This window comes from Sphingopyxis sp. (genome assembly GCF_035998965.1).
Taxonomy (GTDB): domain Bacteria; phylum Pseudomonadota; class Alphaproteobacteria; order Sphingomonadales; family Sphingomonadaceae; genus Sphingopyxis.
The window spans coordinates 62,921-77,245 of the sequence record NZ_DASYHE010000054.1; the positions used below are offsets into that span (position 1 = coordinate 62,921).

Here is a 14,325-nt window from a genome sequence, read left to right on the forward strand (position 1 = left end):
CTGGACCCACATAAAGTCGAATGGCCGACAAGCGATGAGGTACCGACAGACGGATTCAGTGCAACAATGCAGACGTAGCACCGAGACTCTTAATCGCCTTCCCATCGCAATCGGCGCTGGGCTATGGTCCACAAATGCCTGTGACTCTGAATCACACGATCGTTCATGCAGCGGATGCGGTCGCAACCGCCGCCTTCTACGCCGACATTCTCAACTTGCCGCCTCCCCGTCGACTCGGGCACTTCACCGTGCTGCAAGTCGGCGAGACGTCGCTCGATATGCTTCAGACTGACCAACCCATCACCTCCCGTCATTTTGCCTTTCTTGTCAGTGAGGCTGAGTTTGACGACATTTTGGGCCGAATCACTGCACGCCAATTGCCCTATTGGGCCGATCCGTTTCACAGGATTCCAGCAGAGATTAATCGGTGGGACGATGGGCGGGGCGTCTATTTTGACGACCCAAATGGCCATATCCTTGAAGTTATCACCCGGCCTTATGGGAGCGGAGGTCTGGGTGCTCAGCATCCCAATCCACTTCTGTCGAGTTAAGACACGCCATGTGTACCGATGGCAAATGGCCGATTCGAGCAGCGGACTCTTCAGAAATCGACGCGCTGGCGCGATTGTGGTTCGATGGATGGCAAGACGCTCATGCAGAAATTCTCCCAATTAGACTCAGGCAGTTGAGGACGATTGAGAGCTTTAGCGAGCGTTTGACAGAAGCGCTCGCAGATGTGCGGACAGCTGGCCCGGAGGGCGCCCCGGCTGGGCTCGCGATCACCAAGCACGACGAGCTGTATCAGCTTTATGTCGGCGCTGCGGCGCGTGGTACAGGCCTTGCCGCACGTCTCACCACGGACGCACTCGGTCGTATAAGAGCAAAAGGCCATCAAAGAGCTTGGCTGGCTTGTGCAATTGGGAACGAACGCGCCGCGCGCTTCTACGAAAAGTCGGGTTGGCGTCGCGAAGGTGTCATGACCAGCCGACTTCCTGCTCCGGACGGGATTTTTCCTCTTGATGTCTGGCGCTACGAAATTGATCTGATCGACGCATAAAGCAGCTTTCCATGGTCTGTGCATCGTGTCGTTGCGACACATTTCGACCGTTAGCGGCCGCGAACCTTGTGGATCAGCCTCGCCCGATCAAGAAAATCGCATGTTCGGCGCGCCAGGTTGCCGCCGCGGCGCTCGTCGGTGTGTCGCCCGACAGATACCAGGCCGCCACGACCCCGATCCCCTTGGCGCGGAGCAGGTCACGAAAATCGCTGACGGTGACATGGTGGATGTTCGGCGTTTCGTACCAAGCGACGGGCAGCAGCCGGGTCACCGGCATCCGGCCACCCCACAAGAGTGCGAGCCGGATGCGCCAATGGGCGAAATTGGGAAAGCTGACGAAGGCGCGCGGCGCAATGCGGAGCAGCTCGTCGACCACCCGGTCGGGGCGCTCGGTCGTCTGCAGCGTCTGCGACAGGATCGCATAGTCGAACGCGCCATCGGGATAATCGGCGAGGTCGCGGTTGGCGTCGCCCTGCACCACCGACTGGCCGCGCGCGATTGCCGCGGTGACATTGGCCGGGTCGATTTCGAGCCCGCGCGCATCGACGCCCTGATCCCTGAGCGCCGCCATCAACTCGCCATCGCCGCAACCGACATCGAGCACGCGGCTGCCCGTCGGCACCGCGGCGGCGATGATCGCGAGGTCGGGGCGCAGCGCCATCGTCAGAAGCCCCGGCCGAGCGCGCCAGCGACGATGCGGTCGAGCGCGGGGACGTCAAGCAGGAAGCTGTCATGGCCAAAGGGCGCCGAAAGTTCGACGAAGCTGGCCGACGCACCGACGCTTTGCAGCGCCTGGACGATGCGGCGCGATTCGGCGGTCGGATAGAGCCAGTCGGTGTCGAAGCTCACCAGCGTAAAGCGGACGTCCCTTGCCGCGCCGAACGCCCCGGATAGGCGGCCGTCGTGCGGGTCGGCGAGGTCGAAATAGTCCATCGCGCGCGTGATATAGAGATAGGCGTTGGCGTCGAAGCGGTCGGTAAAGGCGAGCCCCTGATGGCGCAGATAGGATTCGACCTGGAAATCGGCATCGAAGCCAAAGCTTTTGATGTCGCGCGCCTGCAGGCGGCGACCGAATTTCTCGGTCAGCCCCGCTTCGGAGAGATAGGTGATGTGCGCCGCCATGCGCGCGACCGCGAGACCTTTGGTGGGCGCGCGGGCGCTGGCATAATATTGGCCGTCCTGCCAGTCGGGGTCGGCCATGATCGCCTGCCGCCCGACCTCGTGAAACGCGATATTCTGCGCCGAATGACGCGCTGCGCTGGCGATGACGACCGCCGAGGCGAGCCGATCGGGATAGGCCGCGGCCCAAGCGAGCGCCTGCATCCCGCCCATCGAGCCGCCGACGACGGCATGAAGTCGCGCGATGCCAAGATGATCGAGCAGCATCGCCTGCGCACGCACCATGTCGGCGATGGTAATCACCGGAAACGCCATGCCGAGCGGCGCGCCAGTCGCGGCGTCGGGGGTTGCGGGACCGCTCGACCCCATGCAGCTGCCCAGCACATTGGCGCAGATGACGTGGAACCGGTCGGTGTCGATCGGCTTGCCGGAGCCGACCATGCGCGCCCACCAGCCGGGCTTGCCTGTCGCAGGATGGTCGCTCGCGACATATTGGTCGCCGGTCAGGGCGTGGCAGATCAGCACCGCGTTCGACTTGGCGGCGTTGAGCGCACCATAGCTTTGATAGGCGATCGTCACCGACGGCAGGCTCTGCCCGCTGTCGAGCGGCAGCGACGCTGGGATCGTCACGCTGTGATGCTGGATCTGGTGGAGCAGGCTGGCCATGGTTTGCGCGGGGCTAAGCGGGCGCGCGAGGCCTGTCAACGTGCTGGACTAGACGCTGGACTTGGGGCGCATAGCCGTTAAACGGCGCGGCATGACCGACGCAACCCAAACACTCAGCCCGAAGCCGTGGATCAGCGGCATCGCTCCCTATGTCCCCGGCAAATCGGCGGGGGCTGATGGTCGCCCGTTGATCAAACTCAGTGCCAATGAAAATCCGCTGGGGACCGGCGAGAAAGCCCGCGCGGCATTTGCTGCGGCGCAGGCAGCGCCCGACGCCTTGTCGCGCTATCCCGATCCCGGTTCGGTCGAACTGCGCGCGGCAATCGCGGCGAAGTTCGGGCTCGATCCGGCGCGGATCATCTGCGGCAACGGGTCGGACGAGCTGCTGCATCTGGCGGCGGGTACCTATGCCGGCGTCGGCGACGAGATCTTGTACGTGCGCTATGGTTTTGCGGTGTACGAGATCGCGGCGCGGCGCGTCGGCGCGGTGCCGGTCGAGGCCGATGACCGTGACTATGCGACCGATGTCGATGCGTTGCTCGCCGCGGTGACCGAGCGGACGCGCGTTGTCTATCTGGCCAATCCGAACAACCCCACCGGGACGCTGGCGTCGAAAGATGAGGTCGCGCGGCTCTATGCCGGGCTGCCCAAGGATGTGCTGTTCGTGATCGATCAGGCTTATTCCGAATATCTGTCGGAGGCCGAGGACGACGGCGGGCTTGAGCTTGCCAAGACGCAGCCCAATGTGTTCGTTACCCGCACCTTTTCGAAAATCCACGGCCTTGCCGCCGAACGCATCGGCTGGGGCTATGCCGCTGCCGAGGTGATTTCGGCGCTGCACCGCATCCGCCTGCCGTTCAACGTCACCCGCGCGGGGCAGGCAGCGGCGATCGCGGCGATCGGTGATGAGGAGTTTGTGACCGCCAGCCGTGACCACAACGCCAAATGGCGCGCCTGGCTGGCTGGCGAACTCGAAAGCCTCGGCAACCACGGTGCGCGCGTCGTGCCGTCGGCGTGCAACTTCCTGCTCGTCCTGTTCGAGGGCGATGTGAGCGCCGAGACGGTGTACAACCGGCTGATGGACGCGGGCTATATCGTCCGCTGGCTGCCCGGACAGGGATTGCCGCACGCGCTGCGCATGACGATCGGTACCGAGGACGAGACGCGCGGACTGGCAGCAGCGATCCGCGCGGCTCTGAACGGCTGATGGTGACACGGCGCGTCGAACGGCTGGCGATCATCGGGCTGGGCCTGATCGGATCGTCGATCGCGCGCGCGGTGAAGGAACGGCTGCCCGATGTGATGGTCATTGGCCATGACGCCAGCGCCGAGGTGCGCGATGTCGCCAGCACGCTGGGGCTGTGCGACGCGGTGCTAGATGATGCCGCGGGCGCGGTCGCCGATGCCGATCTGGTTATTCTGGCAGTACCGGTCGGCGGCATGGCCGCCGCGGCGTCAGCGATGGCACCCGGGCTGGCGAAGGACACGATCATCTCCGACGTCGGATCGTCGAAGGCCAGCGTTGCTGAGGCGCTGGCCAAGGTGCTGCCCGGCCATATCGTCATCCCGGCGCATCCGGTCGCGGGGACCGAGAACAGCGGGCCGGAAGCCGGCTTCGCCAGCCTGTTCGACGGGCGCTGGTGCATCATCACCCCCGACACCGCGGCTCCCGCCGACGCGGTGGCGGCGCTCACCGACTTTTGGCAAGCGCTGGGTGCCAGGGTCGACGTCATGGACGCCGCGCATCACGATATGGTGTTGGCGGTCACCAGCCATCTGCCGCATCTGATCGCCTATACGATCGTCGGCACCGCCAGCGAGCTGGAGGAGGTCACCGAGAGTGAAGTAATCAAATACTCGGCGGGCGGTTTCCGCGACTTCACCCGTATTGCCGCCAGCGACCCGGTGATGTGGCGCGATGTGTTCCTCGCCAACAAGGACGCGGTGCTGGCGACCTTGCAGCGCTTCAACGAAGATCTGACCGTCTTGCAGCAGGCGATCCGTCGCGGCGATGCCAACAAGCTGGAAGACTGGTTCACCCGCACCCGTGCGATCCGCCGGTCGATCATTGCCGAGGGGCAGGATGACCCGGCGCCTGATTTCGGGCGCAAGCATTAGCTAAACGTCGCCCCCGCCTTCGCGGGGGCGACGATCAGGTTTTCAACAACGCTTCAGGCGGATTCAGCGCATTGATCGCTACCCGCACCCGCTCCTCGGCCTGCTCGCGCGGCAGGCCAGCGGGAATCGTCTCGCCGATCTTGTAGGTGATCGTGCCGGGCCATTTGACCCAGCGGCGCGGGGGAAAGGCGAGGCCGCTGTTGACCGCGACAGGGATCACATCGACCCCGAGCAGCCGGTACATGCCCGCAAAGCCGGGGCGCAGCGGCGGCGCTTCGCCATGCGGCACCCGCGTCCCTTCGGCAAATAGCACCAGCGGGCGACCCGCGGCGAGTGCCGCCTTCGCGGCACCGAGCATTGCGCGCATCGCCTTGCCGCCGCCGTCGCGATCGACCGGGATCAGGCCGTAAAAACGCGCTGCCTGACCCCAGACCGGGATCGAAAACAGCTCCTCTTTGGCGAACACCGCAGGATGCCTGAACAGCATCGGCTGTTCGATCGTCTCGAACGCCGATTCATGCTTGAAGACATACAGCACCGGGACGTCGGGCATGTCGCCGTCGATGACAATCGTCTGGCCGAGCAGGAAGCGACAGAAGATCCGATGCGCCTTTGCCCAGATGCGCACAAAAAAAATCGTCCCGCGATGCGAGATCGGCAGCGCGATTACCCCCCCGATCGACGAGATGCTGCTCATCACGAAAAAAGCGATCCAAAACAGGATCGAGCGGATCAGGGCGACGGTGTAGCGCATCGCCGTAGCGCTTACAGGCCCAGCAGGCCGCCCGCCAGCCCCGCGAGATATTTGTGATATTCGCGAAACAGCGTAGCGAAATTGGGTTCGCTGCGCACCGCGTCGGGCAGGATCGTCACCTTGTCGCCGATCGCGCGGCCGATTTCATATTCGGCGCGGCGCATGTGCCAGTCGGTGGTGACCAGCCGCACCGTTTTATAGTTGCGCCGCGCAACCCAGGTCGCGACCTCGGTCGCGTTCGAGCGCGTATCCTCGGCCTCGAACCCCAGCGCGATGCAGCAATCGAACAGCGAGGCGGGGCGTTTATATTCGGCGGCGAGCTCGCGCGGTTTCACCTCGCGCGCGACGCCGCTGATCAACAGGCGTTTGGCATCGCCCGCTTCCAGCCGTTCAAGCGCCCGGTCGATGCGTCCCGGTCCGCCGGTCAGCACGACGATGGCGTCGGTTTTTTGGGCCGGAGCGGGCAGCGGCGGCAGCAGGGCAAACCATGCAAAGCCAAGCACCCAAGCCAGGAAGAGAAGGGATATCAGGCGCTTGATCATAAAATCTTCTTGAGCGCGGCGAGCAACGTCTGGCGCGCCGTCAGGGCTGCGAGTGCGATAGCCAATAGCGGCAGCGCCAGCAAGAGCGCCCAGCCGGCCGGCCCCAGCGATGCGGTCGCGGCAAGGCCCGAGGTGATCCCCGTCCATTGCCACCCGATCAGCAACAGGATCGCGGCGGCGACGACGCTGCCGAGCGCGATCCCATAGGCGGTGTCGATCGCGATGCGGCGCTGGAACAGCCGGGTGATCTGGCGGTCGGTGGCGCCGATCAGATGGAGGATCTCGATCGTCGGGAAATGGGTGGCAAGCGCGGCGCGCGCGGTCATGATGACCACTGCGGCGCTCGCGAGCGTCATCAACAGCACCAGTCCCCCGGCGATCCACGCCAGCGAGCGGATCAACTGCGCGACCGGTCCCAACCATTCGGCGTGCGGGATGATCCGCGCCCCCGGGGCTTCCGCCGCGACCAGCGCACGCAGCTGTGCCATATGCCCGCTGCGATCCTCGCCAACGAAATCGATGTCGATCAGTGCGGGCAGCGGCAGCGATTGCAGCACCGGGTCATTGCCTTCGGCGCTGCCAAACCACTGGCCGAGCGTTTCCTGCAATTCTTCCTGCCCGACCGAGCGCGCCGACCGGACAAAAGGCTGCGCGGCGGCAGCACGGCGGAGCGCCGCGGCCTGCTGCGCGCGGGTCACCGGATTGGCGGTGACGATCTGGACCGTCACCCGCCCGGCAATCGCGCTACCGATCGCATTGGCCGAGCGTGCCAGCCCGACCCCGGCGGCGGCGGCAAGCAGCGTCAGCATCATCAAGATGGCAATCACCCACGGCGTCGGCCCCGACAGGCGACGATCGGGAAGCAGGCGGCGGTGCTGGACGGGAACGCGTGGGATGATCATCGGCGCTAGACCCGGTTTGCCGGCGGATAGCGCAGCGCGCCGGTCGGGTCGGCGAGCCGTCCCCTTTCCAGCCGCATCATCTGGGCATTTTCGATCCGGCTGATCAGGTGGATGTCGTGGGTCGCGACGACGACGGTGGTGCCAAGGCGGTTCAGCGCCTCGAACAGACCGAGCAGGCGCATCGCCATTTCGGGATCGACGTTGCCCGTCGGTTCGTCGGCGACAAGCAGCTGCGGCCGCGCAATCACGGCGCGGGCGATGGCGACGCGCTGCTGCTCGCCGCCGGACAAGGTCGCCGGGCGCGCGTCGGCGCGATCACCCAGCCCGATCCAGCTGAGCATTTCACCGACCGGTCCCGACAGATCCTCTTCGCCGACCCCGGCGATGCGCAGCGGCAGCGCGATATTGTCGCGCGCCGACAAATGCGGGATCAGGCGGAAATCCTGGAACACGACGCCAATGCGGCGACGAAACCCGGGCAGGCGCTGGCGCGGCATATGGACCAGATCCTCGCCGAACAGGCGAACGATGCCGCGGCTCGGCCGCTGCGCCAGATAGAGCATCTTGAGCAGCGAGGTCTTGCCCGCGCCCGACGGTCCGGTAAGGAAATAGAAGCTGCCGGGTTGCAGGTTGAAGCTGATGTCACAGAGCACTTCGGCATCGGGACCGTAGCGCAGGCCGACGCTGTCGAATTCGACCATCGCGCCGCCGGGCCGCGGGCTGGGCGCGTCCGTCATGGCGTCATCCACACGCCCGTTTGCGCGGGCAGATTGGCACGAAACAGGGGCGCGGCGGCGCTCATGTCCCGCCTGTTACACGGCTGCCGTGGCAGGTAAAGCGGCGAGTGGGCGCCCGGCGGCGACGCGGCGCTTGCAACGCCGCGAATCAGCGTGTTTAGAGGGTACCCATGATCCTCGCCTGCCCGTCCTGCCACACGCGTTATGTCGTCCCCGATACGGCGATCGGACCGACGGGGCGGACGGTGCGCTGCGCCAGTTGTCGCCATAGCTGGTTTCAGGAGCCCGCGCGGAGCGACCCGGCGCCGGCTGCGCCCGTGGCCGAGCCGGTCGTGACCCCGCCAGCCGAACCCGCACCATCCTTTACTGAAAGTCCGGCGCCGGTGGCGGAGCCTGCACCGCCGCCGCCCCAAGCCTTTGCCATCGACCCGGCGCCGCGACCGGCACCTGCGGTCGTTGACGAAGCGCCGCTGCCGTTCCGCCGCCCGCGCCGCAATCCGGCGAAGCGCTGGACGCTGATTGCTGCCAGCGCCGCCGCGTTGATGGTTGCCGCGACCGCTGGCCTTTATTTTTTCGGCTTGCCCAGCTGGGCGCAGGGCCTCGGACTGCCCGGTATGGCCGCCGAACCCGATCTGGTGATCGAACTGCCGCCCAATCAGGATCATCGCGAACTCGCCGATGGGACGATCTATTTCGCCGCGTCGGGGGTGATCATCAACCCGACCGATCGCGAACAGCGGGTGCCGCCGATCCTCGCCGAACTGCGCGATGCGCAGGGGACAATCGTCTATAGCTGGACGATCAAACCGCCAGTACGGATGCTGCCGCCCAATGAGAAGGTCAATTTCAGCGAAGCAAAGCTCGACATCCCGCGTCGCGCGACGCAGCTGACCGTCAGCTGGGCATTACCGAAAAGCTAAGTCTTACAACGGCGTGGCATGACGTCACGCCGTCACAAACTCAGCGCGGCGGCGAGCGATAACAGAAAACTGGTTACTGTGGCGACGATGATCGGCGCAAAGCTGCGCCATCCCTGATCGAGCAGCAGATGCAGCCGCGCCTTCATTGCGGTCGCGACGATCGCCAGCAGGAGCAAAGCCTGCGCGCCGGTCGCTGCACCATCTTGAACGGGTTTGGGAACGGCCATGACCGAATTGAGCGCCGCGATCGCCAGAAAGCCGACGATAAACCAGGGCAGGCGGAGCGAGATTGTCCGCTCCCGGTCGCCTTCGCCGAGCCGTCCCAGCCACAGCGCGACCAGCATCAGCATCGGCGCGAGCAGCGCGACGCGGGTTAGCTTGACGATCGTCGCGACTTCGCCAGCCTGCGGCGAGAAAGAGAAACCGCCGCCAATCGCCTGCGCGACGTCATGGATCGACGCGCCGATCAGGAAACCGGCCTGCGCGTCGGTGAGATTAAGTTCGGCGGCCAGCACTGGATAAAGCGTCATTGCAAAGGCGCTGGCGATAGTGATCCCGACCAATGTCAGCGTGAAACGCGCCTGATCGACGCGCTTGTCGCCGATCAGCGAATAGAGCGCGAGCGCCGCCGATGCGCCGCAAATTGCGGTCGCGCCGCCCGCGAGCAGCGCCGCGTGGCGATCCTGCGCGAACAATCGCGCGGTCGCGACGGTGACGATCATCACCGCCAACATGATCAGCACGAGCAGCGCGAACGGCAGCGGCCCCAGCTCGGCGAGTTGATCGGCGGTGATCCGCGCTCCGACCAGCACGATCCCGATCCGCAGTGCGGTCTGCGACATCAGGTCGAGCCCGGCGTGGGTGCGCGGATCCTGCGACAAAAAGCTCATCGCCAGCCCGATAAGGAGCCCCATCAGCACCAGCGGCGCGGCATAATGGTCGGCGAGCCACGCGGCGGCGAGCGCCGCGATTGCGGTCACGAGCACCCCGGGCCAATAGTCGCGCCAGCGGCGCCTGGTCGGCGGACGCACCTCAAGCTGCATCTCGCCATACAGGTCGGCGGCCATCGGCCAGTTTTGTTCGGATGGTGCGTTCACGCAGCGTTCCCCATGCCCATGGCGCCGCTTCGCACATCGCCGCGCGATGGTCGATAGGCCATTGCTGCGCGGCCACGCTCTTGCTAGAGGCCGCGCTCTATTGGCACCCGTAGCTCAGCTGGATAGAGCGCTGCCCTCCGAAGGCAGAGGCCAGGGGTTCGAATCCCTTCGGGTGCGCCATTTTTCAATGACTTAGCTCTGACGCTGAAATAGGGTACGAAAAACCTACGGAACAGATCAGGGCTGCTCAGAGAATCGCATTGGGTCTTGGCGCGGGGTTTCGGGGGGCAATCGGTCGGCTGGGCTGACCTTTTGAGCCGGAATCAAGCTTTTTCAATGCAAGAAGCAGCAAAGGCTTCGTGAAAATGCGGCGTCTCATCAGACGTGTGCTGGTCCACAGTTTGTGGCGCCGAGGCTCAATCGGCAGGATTGGACATTAAGGGCTGCCACCAGCCTTCGTTCGCGAGATACCATGCGATTGTTTCGCGCAGGCCTTGGGCGAAATCGCGCTCGGGCGCATAATTGAGTTCCGCGCGCGCTTTGCGCTCGTCAATTGCATAGCGTCGATCGTGACCCTTGCGATCCGTCACGTAGCTTTTCAGTTCCGATGAGGAACGGCCCTGCGCAGCAGGGGCGGCGGGGAAACGATCTGCCAATCGGGGATCGCTGGCGAAGGCGGCATCAACCGCGGCGCAGATCTCGTCGACCACTTTGATATTCGGAAGCTCCTCTCCGCCGCCAACATTATATGTCTCGCCGGGGAGGCCGTGATGCAAACAGGCCTCGATGGCGCGGCAATGGTCGGCGACATGGAGCCAGTCGCGGACATTCATGCCATCCCCATATATCGGTAATTTCTGGCCGTGGAGCGCGCGGATAATGAACAATGGGATCAGCTTTTCAGGAAACTGGTAAGGTCCGTAATTGTTCGAGCAGTTCGTGGTCGTGGTTACCAGCCCGAAGGTGTGGTGATACGCCCGAACGAGATGGTCCGCTGACGCTTTGGACGCTGAGTAAGGCGAATTTGGCGCGTAAGGAGTCGTTTCGCTGAACGCTGGTTCGTCGGGTTCGAGCGAACCGAAGACCTCGTCCGTGGAAATGTTGTGGAAGCGGTGCGGTCGGCCGGTACCCGCGTCGAGCCATTCGGCTTTTGCCGCTTTCAAGAGGCTGTGCGTCCCAATGATGTTCGTGTCGATGAACGCGTCGGGTCCCTCGATCGATCGATCGACATGGCTTTCGGCCGCAAAGTGAACGATCGTATCGATCTTCCGCCTCGTCAGCAATTCGCGCACGAGGTCGGTGTCGCGGATGTCGCCGACGACAAGCTCGACATTGTCGATGCCGTTAAGGCTCGTCCGGTTTCCGGCGTAGGTGAGCAGGTCGAGGACTATAATTCCCCGATCTGGGCTCTTTTCGCGAAGATAGCGGACGAAATTCGAACCGATGAAACCGGCTCCGCCGGTGATCAGTAGATTATCCATCGGATTTGATTGCCTCCAAGACGTCACGAAGACTCGCCCGCCAGTGCGATGGCGCGTAGCCGAGAGCTTTGATGGTGTCGCTTTTGTCCAGAACGGAATAGCGCGGCCTTTTGGCTGGGGTCGGATAGGCGCTGGACGGGATCGGTATGATATCGACCGGCTGGTCGAGAAGCCCGATGGCAACAGCGTCTTCCAGGATCGCGACGGCGAAATCATACCAGCTCGCGACGCCGCTATCGCTGTAGTGCATAACGCCGACATTGTCGGTTGCGGCCAACGTCCAAAGGGCGTTTGCCAGCGTGTGCGCGCTTGTCGGCGTGCCAATCTGATCGTCGACCACGCGGAGCACCGGGCGTTCCCGCATGAGACGCAGCATCGTTGCGACGAAATTATTGCCATAGGCGCTGTACAGCCAGCTGGTCCGGACAGTCAGAGACTCGGCGCCAGCGGCGCTCTCGCCAGCCAATTTTGTCGCGCCGTAAACATTGAGCGGGGCGGTTGGTGCATCGGGTCGGTAAGGATGTGACGCCATGCCGTCGAAGACGAAATCGGTGGAGACGTGCACCATTCGGGCGCCGCAGCGCTGCGCGGCCTGCGCGAGATGGGAGACGCCGAGGTGGTTCACGCGATCTGCCAGTTCGGACATCTCCTCCGCCGCATCGACTTTCGTATAGGCCGCGGCGTTGATCACGATGGCAGGTGCGTGATCGATAAAGGCCGCGTCAACCGCAGCGCGGTCGCCGATATCCAGCTGTGCTGACGTCAGCGCGATCAGTTCGCTGCTGGCTGGCGCGCAGGTTGCCAAGGCCCGGCCCAATTGCCCGTTTGCTCCGGTGATCAGCGCTTTCATTCGGGGAGCGCGCTTTCCGCAAGCAGCTTGCCAGCCTGGTCCTTCGCCGAGAGTTCCGGCATCAGTCCCTCCAGCGGCCAATCAATCGCAAGCTCGGGATCATCCCAGCGCACACAATGTTCCGCGGCCGGCTGGTAAAAGTCGGTGCATTTGTACAAGAAGTCGGTCTGGTCTTCGAGCGTCAGAAAGCCGTGGGCAAAGCCCGGCGGCACCCACAGCATCCGCTGATTGGCTGCGCTGAGTTCGACGCCGATCCAGCGGCCAAAGGTCTTGCTCGACCGGCGAATATCGACCGCCACATCGAAGACACGCCCACTGGCGACCCGAACGAGCTTCCCCTGCGGATTGGGGTCTTGATAGTGAAGGCCGCGGAGGACTCCGCGTGACGAGCGGCTGTGATTGTCTTGCACAAACGTCACATCAAAACCGGCGTCTGCGAAGGCAGCGCGGTTCCAGCTTTCGAGAAAAAACCCGCGTTCATCACCGAAGACCTTCGGTTCGATGATCAAGGGACCCGGGATATCGCATTCGACGAACCGCATCAGAAGCTTCTGTTTTCCAGCAGGTTGAGGAGATAATCGCCGTAGCCCGATTTGCGCAGCGGTTCGGCGACCGCCCTGAGTTTGGCATCATCGATGTAACGCAAACGCCAGGCAATTTCCTCGGGACAGCAGATTTTCAGCCCCTGACGCTCTTCCGTGATACGCACATAGTTGCCAGCATCGAGCAGCGATGCGTGCGTACCGGTGTCGAGCCAGGCAAAGCCGCGCCCCATGATCTGCACCGAGAGACAGCCATCGTCCATGTAAGAGCGATTGAGATCGGTAATCTCCAGTTCCCCGCGGGCGCTGGGTTTTAGCGCCAGAGCGCGCTGGACGACGGTTTCGTCGTAAAAATAGAGGCCGGTCACGGCATAGTTCGATTTGGGCTTCGCGGGCTTTTCTTCGATGCTGAGCGCGTTGCAGCGGCCATCGATCTCGACCACGCCATAGGCTTGCGGGTTGGCAACCTGGTAAGCAAAGACGCTGGCGCCAGTTGTCCGGCTGTCCGCTTCCTGCAGCATCTCCCCGAGGCCATGGCCATAGAAGATATTGTCGCCGAGGATGAGGGCGCTTGGAGCGCCATTGAGAAAATCGGCGCCAATGTGGAAAGCTTGCGCTAGGCCGGCCGGCTCGGGTTGGGCCGCATACCGCAATTCGAGCCCCCAGTCGGAGCCATCGCCGAGCAGCCGTTCAAACATCGGCTGATCTTCGGGCGTGGTGATGATGAGGATTTCGCGAATCCCGGCGAGCATGAGGACCGCGATCGGATAATAGATCATCGGCTTGTCGAAAACGGGTGCGAGTTGCTTCGAAATGGCTCGCGTCAGCGGATAGAGCCGCGTTCCTGACCCTCCGGCCAGAACTATTCCCTTACGCTGCACCTTTGTCCCCTGTAGATTTTGTGTCGCACCGATTCTGCGAGGTTATCTGTACCCATTATTGAATATCTCAAAGCGATATTGCCGCCGACAGTAGGGCGCTTTTCACTCGCACAGCCCTATTGAGCCGTCAACGAAACCAATGGCTTCGGCGCAATCCCGTTTCCGGACATGCAGCGAGGCTTGTGTTAAACAAGTCAGGCTTGCGGCCTTTTTTTGGCCGTCGAAACGCTGCGCGTGGTTGCCAATCGACAGCGGGAGCCGGAAAGCGGGAGCAGGTTTTCGACAGCCTGACGATACCGGCACTGCGTTCTCTTTCGCGTCGCCTCTCACATGACTGGACAAAAATAGTGAAACCGATCCGCAAAGCCGTTTTTCCCGTTGCCGGTCTCGGCACCCGCTTTTTGCCGGCGACCAAGGCGATCCCGAAGGAGATGCTGCCGGTCGTCGACCGGCCGCTGATCCAATATGCGGTCGATGAGGCGCGCGAGGCGGGGATCGAGCAGATGATCTTTGTCACTGGCCGCGGCAAGAGCGCGATCGAGGATCATTTCGACATCGCGTTCGAGCTGGAAAAGACGATGTCCGAACGCGGCAAGGATCTGTCGGTGCTGGAACCGACGCGGCTTGGTCCCGGCAATTGCGCCTATGTCCGCCAGCAG

At 63.6% G+C, this 14,325-nt stretch carries 17 protein-coding genes and 1 tRNA gene; 7 read left to right on the plus strand and 11 right to left on the minus strand.

Annotated elements, in window-relative coordinates; translation table 11 throughout:
• Positions 1 to 134: 134 nt before the first annotated feature.
• Positions 135 to 551, plus strand: coding sequence for a VOC family protein (locus tag VGN68_RS09815; protein WP_327476214.1), 417 nt, complete (start codon positions 135 to 137; stop codon positions 549 to 551).
• 8 nt (positions 552 to 559) lie between these two features.
• Positions 560 to 1,057 (plus strand): GNAT family N-acetyltransferase, encoded by a 498-nt coding sequence (locus VGN68_RS09820; RefSeq protein WP_327476216.1) that lies wholly within the window; start codon positions 560 to 562, stop codon positions 1,055 to 1,057.
• Between the two features lie 73 nt (positions 1,058 to 1,130).
• Here VGN68_RS09820 and metW read toward each other — a convergent pair whose 3' ends face one another.
• Positions 1,131 to 1,718, minus strand: a complete 588-nt coding sequence (gene metW / locus VGN68_RS09825) for a methionine biosynthesis protein MetW (protein ID WP_327476219.1) — start codon at positions 1,716 to 1,718, stop codon at positions 1,131 to 1,133.
• Between the two features lie 2 nt (positions 1,719 to 1,720).
• Positions 1,721 to 2,842 (minus strand): homoserine O-acetyltransferase MetX, encoded by a 1,122-nt coding sequence (gene metX / locus VGN68_RS09830; protein WP_327476221.1) that lies wholly within the window; start codon positions 2,840 to 2,842, stop codon positions 1,721 to 1,723.
• A gap of 91 nt (positions 2,843 to 2,933) precedes the next feature.
• Here metX and hisC point away from each other — a divergent pair, with 91 nt between their 5' ends.
• Both hisC and VGN68_RS09840 read left to right on the plus strand, forming a co-directional pair.
• Entirely contained in the window at positions 2,934 to 4,049 is a 1,116-nt protein-coding gene (hisC, locus tag VGN68_RS09835; RefSeq protein ID WP_327476223.1) for a histidinol-phosphate transaminase, read from the plus strand.
• Positions 4,049 to 4,960 (plus strand): prephenate/arogenate dehydrogenase family protein, encoded by a 912-nt coding sequence (locus VGN68_RS09840; RefSeq protein ID WP_327476225.1) that lies wholly within the window; start codon positions 4,049 to 4,051, stop codon positions 4,958 to 4,960. The genes hisC and VGN68_RS09840 overlap by 1 nt, the downstream gene beginning before the upstream one ends.
• Before the next feature lie 34 nt (positions 4,961 to 4,994).
• Here the strand turns inward: VGN68_RS09840 and VGN68_RS09845 are convergent, their stop codons facing one another.
• Genes VGN68_RS09845 through ftsE form a run of 4 tightly spaced genes read right to left on the minus strand, consistent with a single transcriptional unit; the run spans position 4,995 to position 7,895 of the window.
• Positions 4,995 to 5,714, minus strand: coding sequence for a lysophospholipid acyltransferase family protein (locus VGN68_RS09845; protein ID WP_327476227.1), 720 nt, complete (start codon positions 5,712 to 5,714; stop codon positions 4,995 to 4,997).
• Positions 5,715 to 5,725: 11 nt separating this feature from the next.
• Entirely contained in the window at positions 5,726 to 6,256 is a 531-nt protein-coding gene (locus VGN68_RS09850; RefSeq protein ID WP_293701184.1) for a YdcF family protein, read from the minus strand.
• Positions 6,253 to 7,158: a cell division protein FtsX gene (locus VGN68_RS09855; protein ID WP_327476230.1), complete on the minus strand. Its 906-nt coding sequence runs from the start codon at positions 7,156 to 7,158 to the stop codon at positions 6,253 to 6,255. The genes VGN68_RS09850 and VGN68_RS09855 overlap by 4 nt, the downstream gene beginning before the upstream one ends.
• Positions 7,159 to 7,163: 5 nt before the next feature.
• Positions 7,164 to 7,895, minus strand: a complete 732-nt coding sequence (ftsE, locus tag VGN68_RS09860) for a cell division ATP-binding protein FtsE (RefSeq protein ID WP_327476232.1) — start codon at positions 7,893 to 7,895, stop codon at positions 7,164 to 7,166.
• A 170-nt stretch (positions 7,896 to 8,065) separates the two neighbouring features.
• Here ftsE and VGN68_RS09865 point away from each other — a divergent pair, with 170 nt between their 5' ends.
• Positions 8,066 to 8,815, plus strand: coding sequence for a zinc-ribbon domain-containing protein (locus VGN68_RS09865; RefSeq protein ID WP_327476234.1), 750 nt, complete (start codon positions 8,066 to 8,068; stop codon positions 8,813 to 8,815).
• A 32-nt stretch (positions 8,816 to 8,847) separates the two neighbouring features.
• On the opposite strand, the gene VGN68_RS09870 is transcribed toward VGN68_RS09865, so the two are convergent.
• Positions 8,848 to 9,882, minus strand: coding sequence for a YeiH family protein (locus VGN68_RS09870; RefSeq protein ID WP_414713034.1), 1,035 nt, complete (start codon positions 9,880 to 9,882; stop codon positions 8,848 to 8,850).
• Positions 9,883 to 10,015: 133 nt separating this feature from the next.
• Here VGN68_RS09870 and VGN68_RS09875 point away from each other — a divergent pair.
• A tRNA-Arg gene (locus VGN68_RS09875) sits at positions 10,016 to 10,092 on the plus strand.
• Positions 10,093 to 10,328: 236 nt separating this feature from the next.
• On the opposite strand, the gene rfbB is transcribed toward VGN68_RS09875, so the two are convergent.
• Genes rfbB through rfbA form a run of 4 tightly spaced genes read right to left on the minus strand, consistent with a single transcriptional unit; the run spans position 10,329 to position 13,666 of the window.
• A complete protein-coding gene (gene rfbB, locus VGN68_RS09880) occupies positions 10,329 to 11,393 on the minus strand; it encodes a dTDP-glucose 4,6-dehydratase (protein ID WP_327476238.1) in 1,065 nt (354 codons plus the stop codon).
• Positions 11,386 to 12,243: a dTDP-4-dehydrorhamnose reductase gene (gene rfbD / locus VGN68_RS09885; protein ID WP_327476240.1), complete on the minus strand. Its 858-nt coding sequence runs from the start codon at positions 12,241 to 12,243 to the stop codon at positions 11,386 to 11,388. Before rfbD ends, rfbB begins: the two co-directional genes overlap by 8 nt.
• The gene (rfbC, locus tag VGN68_RS09890) at positions 12,240 to 12,785 is read right to left on the minus strand and encodes a dTDP-4-dehydrorhamnose 3,5-epimerase (RefSeq protein WP_327476242.1); all 546 of its coding nucleotides are present in this window, start codon (positions 12,783 to 12,785) and stop codon (positions 12,240 to 12,242) included. The genes rfbD and rfbC overlap by 4 nt, the downstream gene beginning before the upstream one ends.
• Positions 12,785 to 13,666 (minus strand): glucose-1-phosphate thymidylyltransferase RfbA, encoded by an 882-nt coding sequence (gene rfbA, locus VGN68_RS09895; RefSeq protein ID WP_327476244.1) that lies wholly within the window; start codon positions 13,664 to 13,666, stop codon positions 12,785 to 12,787. Before rfbA ends, rfbC begins: the two co-directional genes overlap by 1 nt.
• 347 nt (positions 13,667 to 14,013) lie before the next feature.
• Here rfbA and VGN68_RS09900 point away from each other — a divergent pair.
• Positions 14,014 to 14,325 (plus strand): sugar phosphate nucleotidyltransferase (locus tag VGN68_RS09900; protein WP_327476246.1); only part of this gene is annotated, 312 nt, incomplete at its 3' end.

Bases quoted from the DNA above. Each gene is read 5' to 3' on its own strand.
- VGN68_RS09820 (WP_327476216.1), top strand. From the start codon at position 560: ATGTGTACCGATGGCAAATGGCCGATTCGAGCAGCGGACTCTTCAGAA.
- rfbD (WP_327476240.1), bottom strand. From the start codon at position 12,243: ATGAAAGCGCTGATCACCGGAGCAAACGGGCAATTGGGCCGGGCCTTG.
- metW (WP_327476219.1), bottom strand. From the start codon at position 1,718: ATGGCGCTGCGCCCCGACCTCGCGATCATCGCCGCCGCGGTGCCGACG.
- VGN68_RS09865 (WP_327476234.1), top strand. From the start codon at position 8,066: ATGATCCTCGCCTGCCCGTCCTGCCACACGCGTTATGTCGTCCCCGAT.
- ftsE (WP_327476232.1), bottom strand. From the start codon at position 7,895: ATGACGGACGCGCCCAGCCCGCGGCCCGGCGGCGCGATGGTCGAATTC.
- rfbC (WP_327476242.1), bottom strand. From the start codon at position 12,785: ATGCGGTTCGTCGAATGCGATATCCCGGGTCCCTTGATCATCGAACCG.
- metX (WP_327476221.1), bottom strand. From the start codon at position 2,842: ATGGCCAGCCTGCTCCACCAGATCCAGCATCACAGCGTGACGATCCCA.
- VGN68_RS09850 (WP_293701184.1), bottom strand. From the start codon at position 6,256: ATGATCAAGCGCCTGATATCCCTTCTCTTCCTGGCTTGGGTGCTTGGC.
- VGN68_RS09845 (WP_327476227.1), bottom strand. From the start codon at position 5,714: ATGCGCTACACCGTCGCCCTGATCCGCTCGATCCTGTTTTGGATCGCT.
- hisC (WP_327476223.1), top strand. From the start codon at position 2,934: ATGACCGACGCAACCCAAACACTCAGCCCGAAGCCGTGGATCAGCGGC.
- VGN68_RS09815 (WP_327476214.1), top strand. From the start codon at position 135: ATGCCTGTGACTCTGAATCACACGATCGTTCATGCAGCGGATGCGGTC.
- VGN68_RS09840 (WP_327476225.1), top strand. From the start codon at position 4,049: ATGGTGACACGGCGCGTCGAACGGCTGGCGATCATCGGGCTGGGCCTG.
- VGN68_RS09855 (WP_327476230.1), bottom strand. From the start codon at position 7,158: ATGATCATCCCACGCGTTCCCGTCCAGCACCGCCGCCTGCTTCCCGAT.
- VGN68_RS09870 (WP_414713034.1), bottom strand. From the start codon at position 9,882: ATGGCCGCCGACCTGTATGGCGAGATGCAGCTTGAGGTGCGTCCGCCG.
- rfbB (WP_327476238.1), bottom strand. From the start codon at position 11,393: ATGGATAATCTACTGATCACCGGCGGAGCCGGTTTCATCGGTTCGAAT.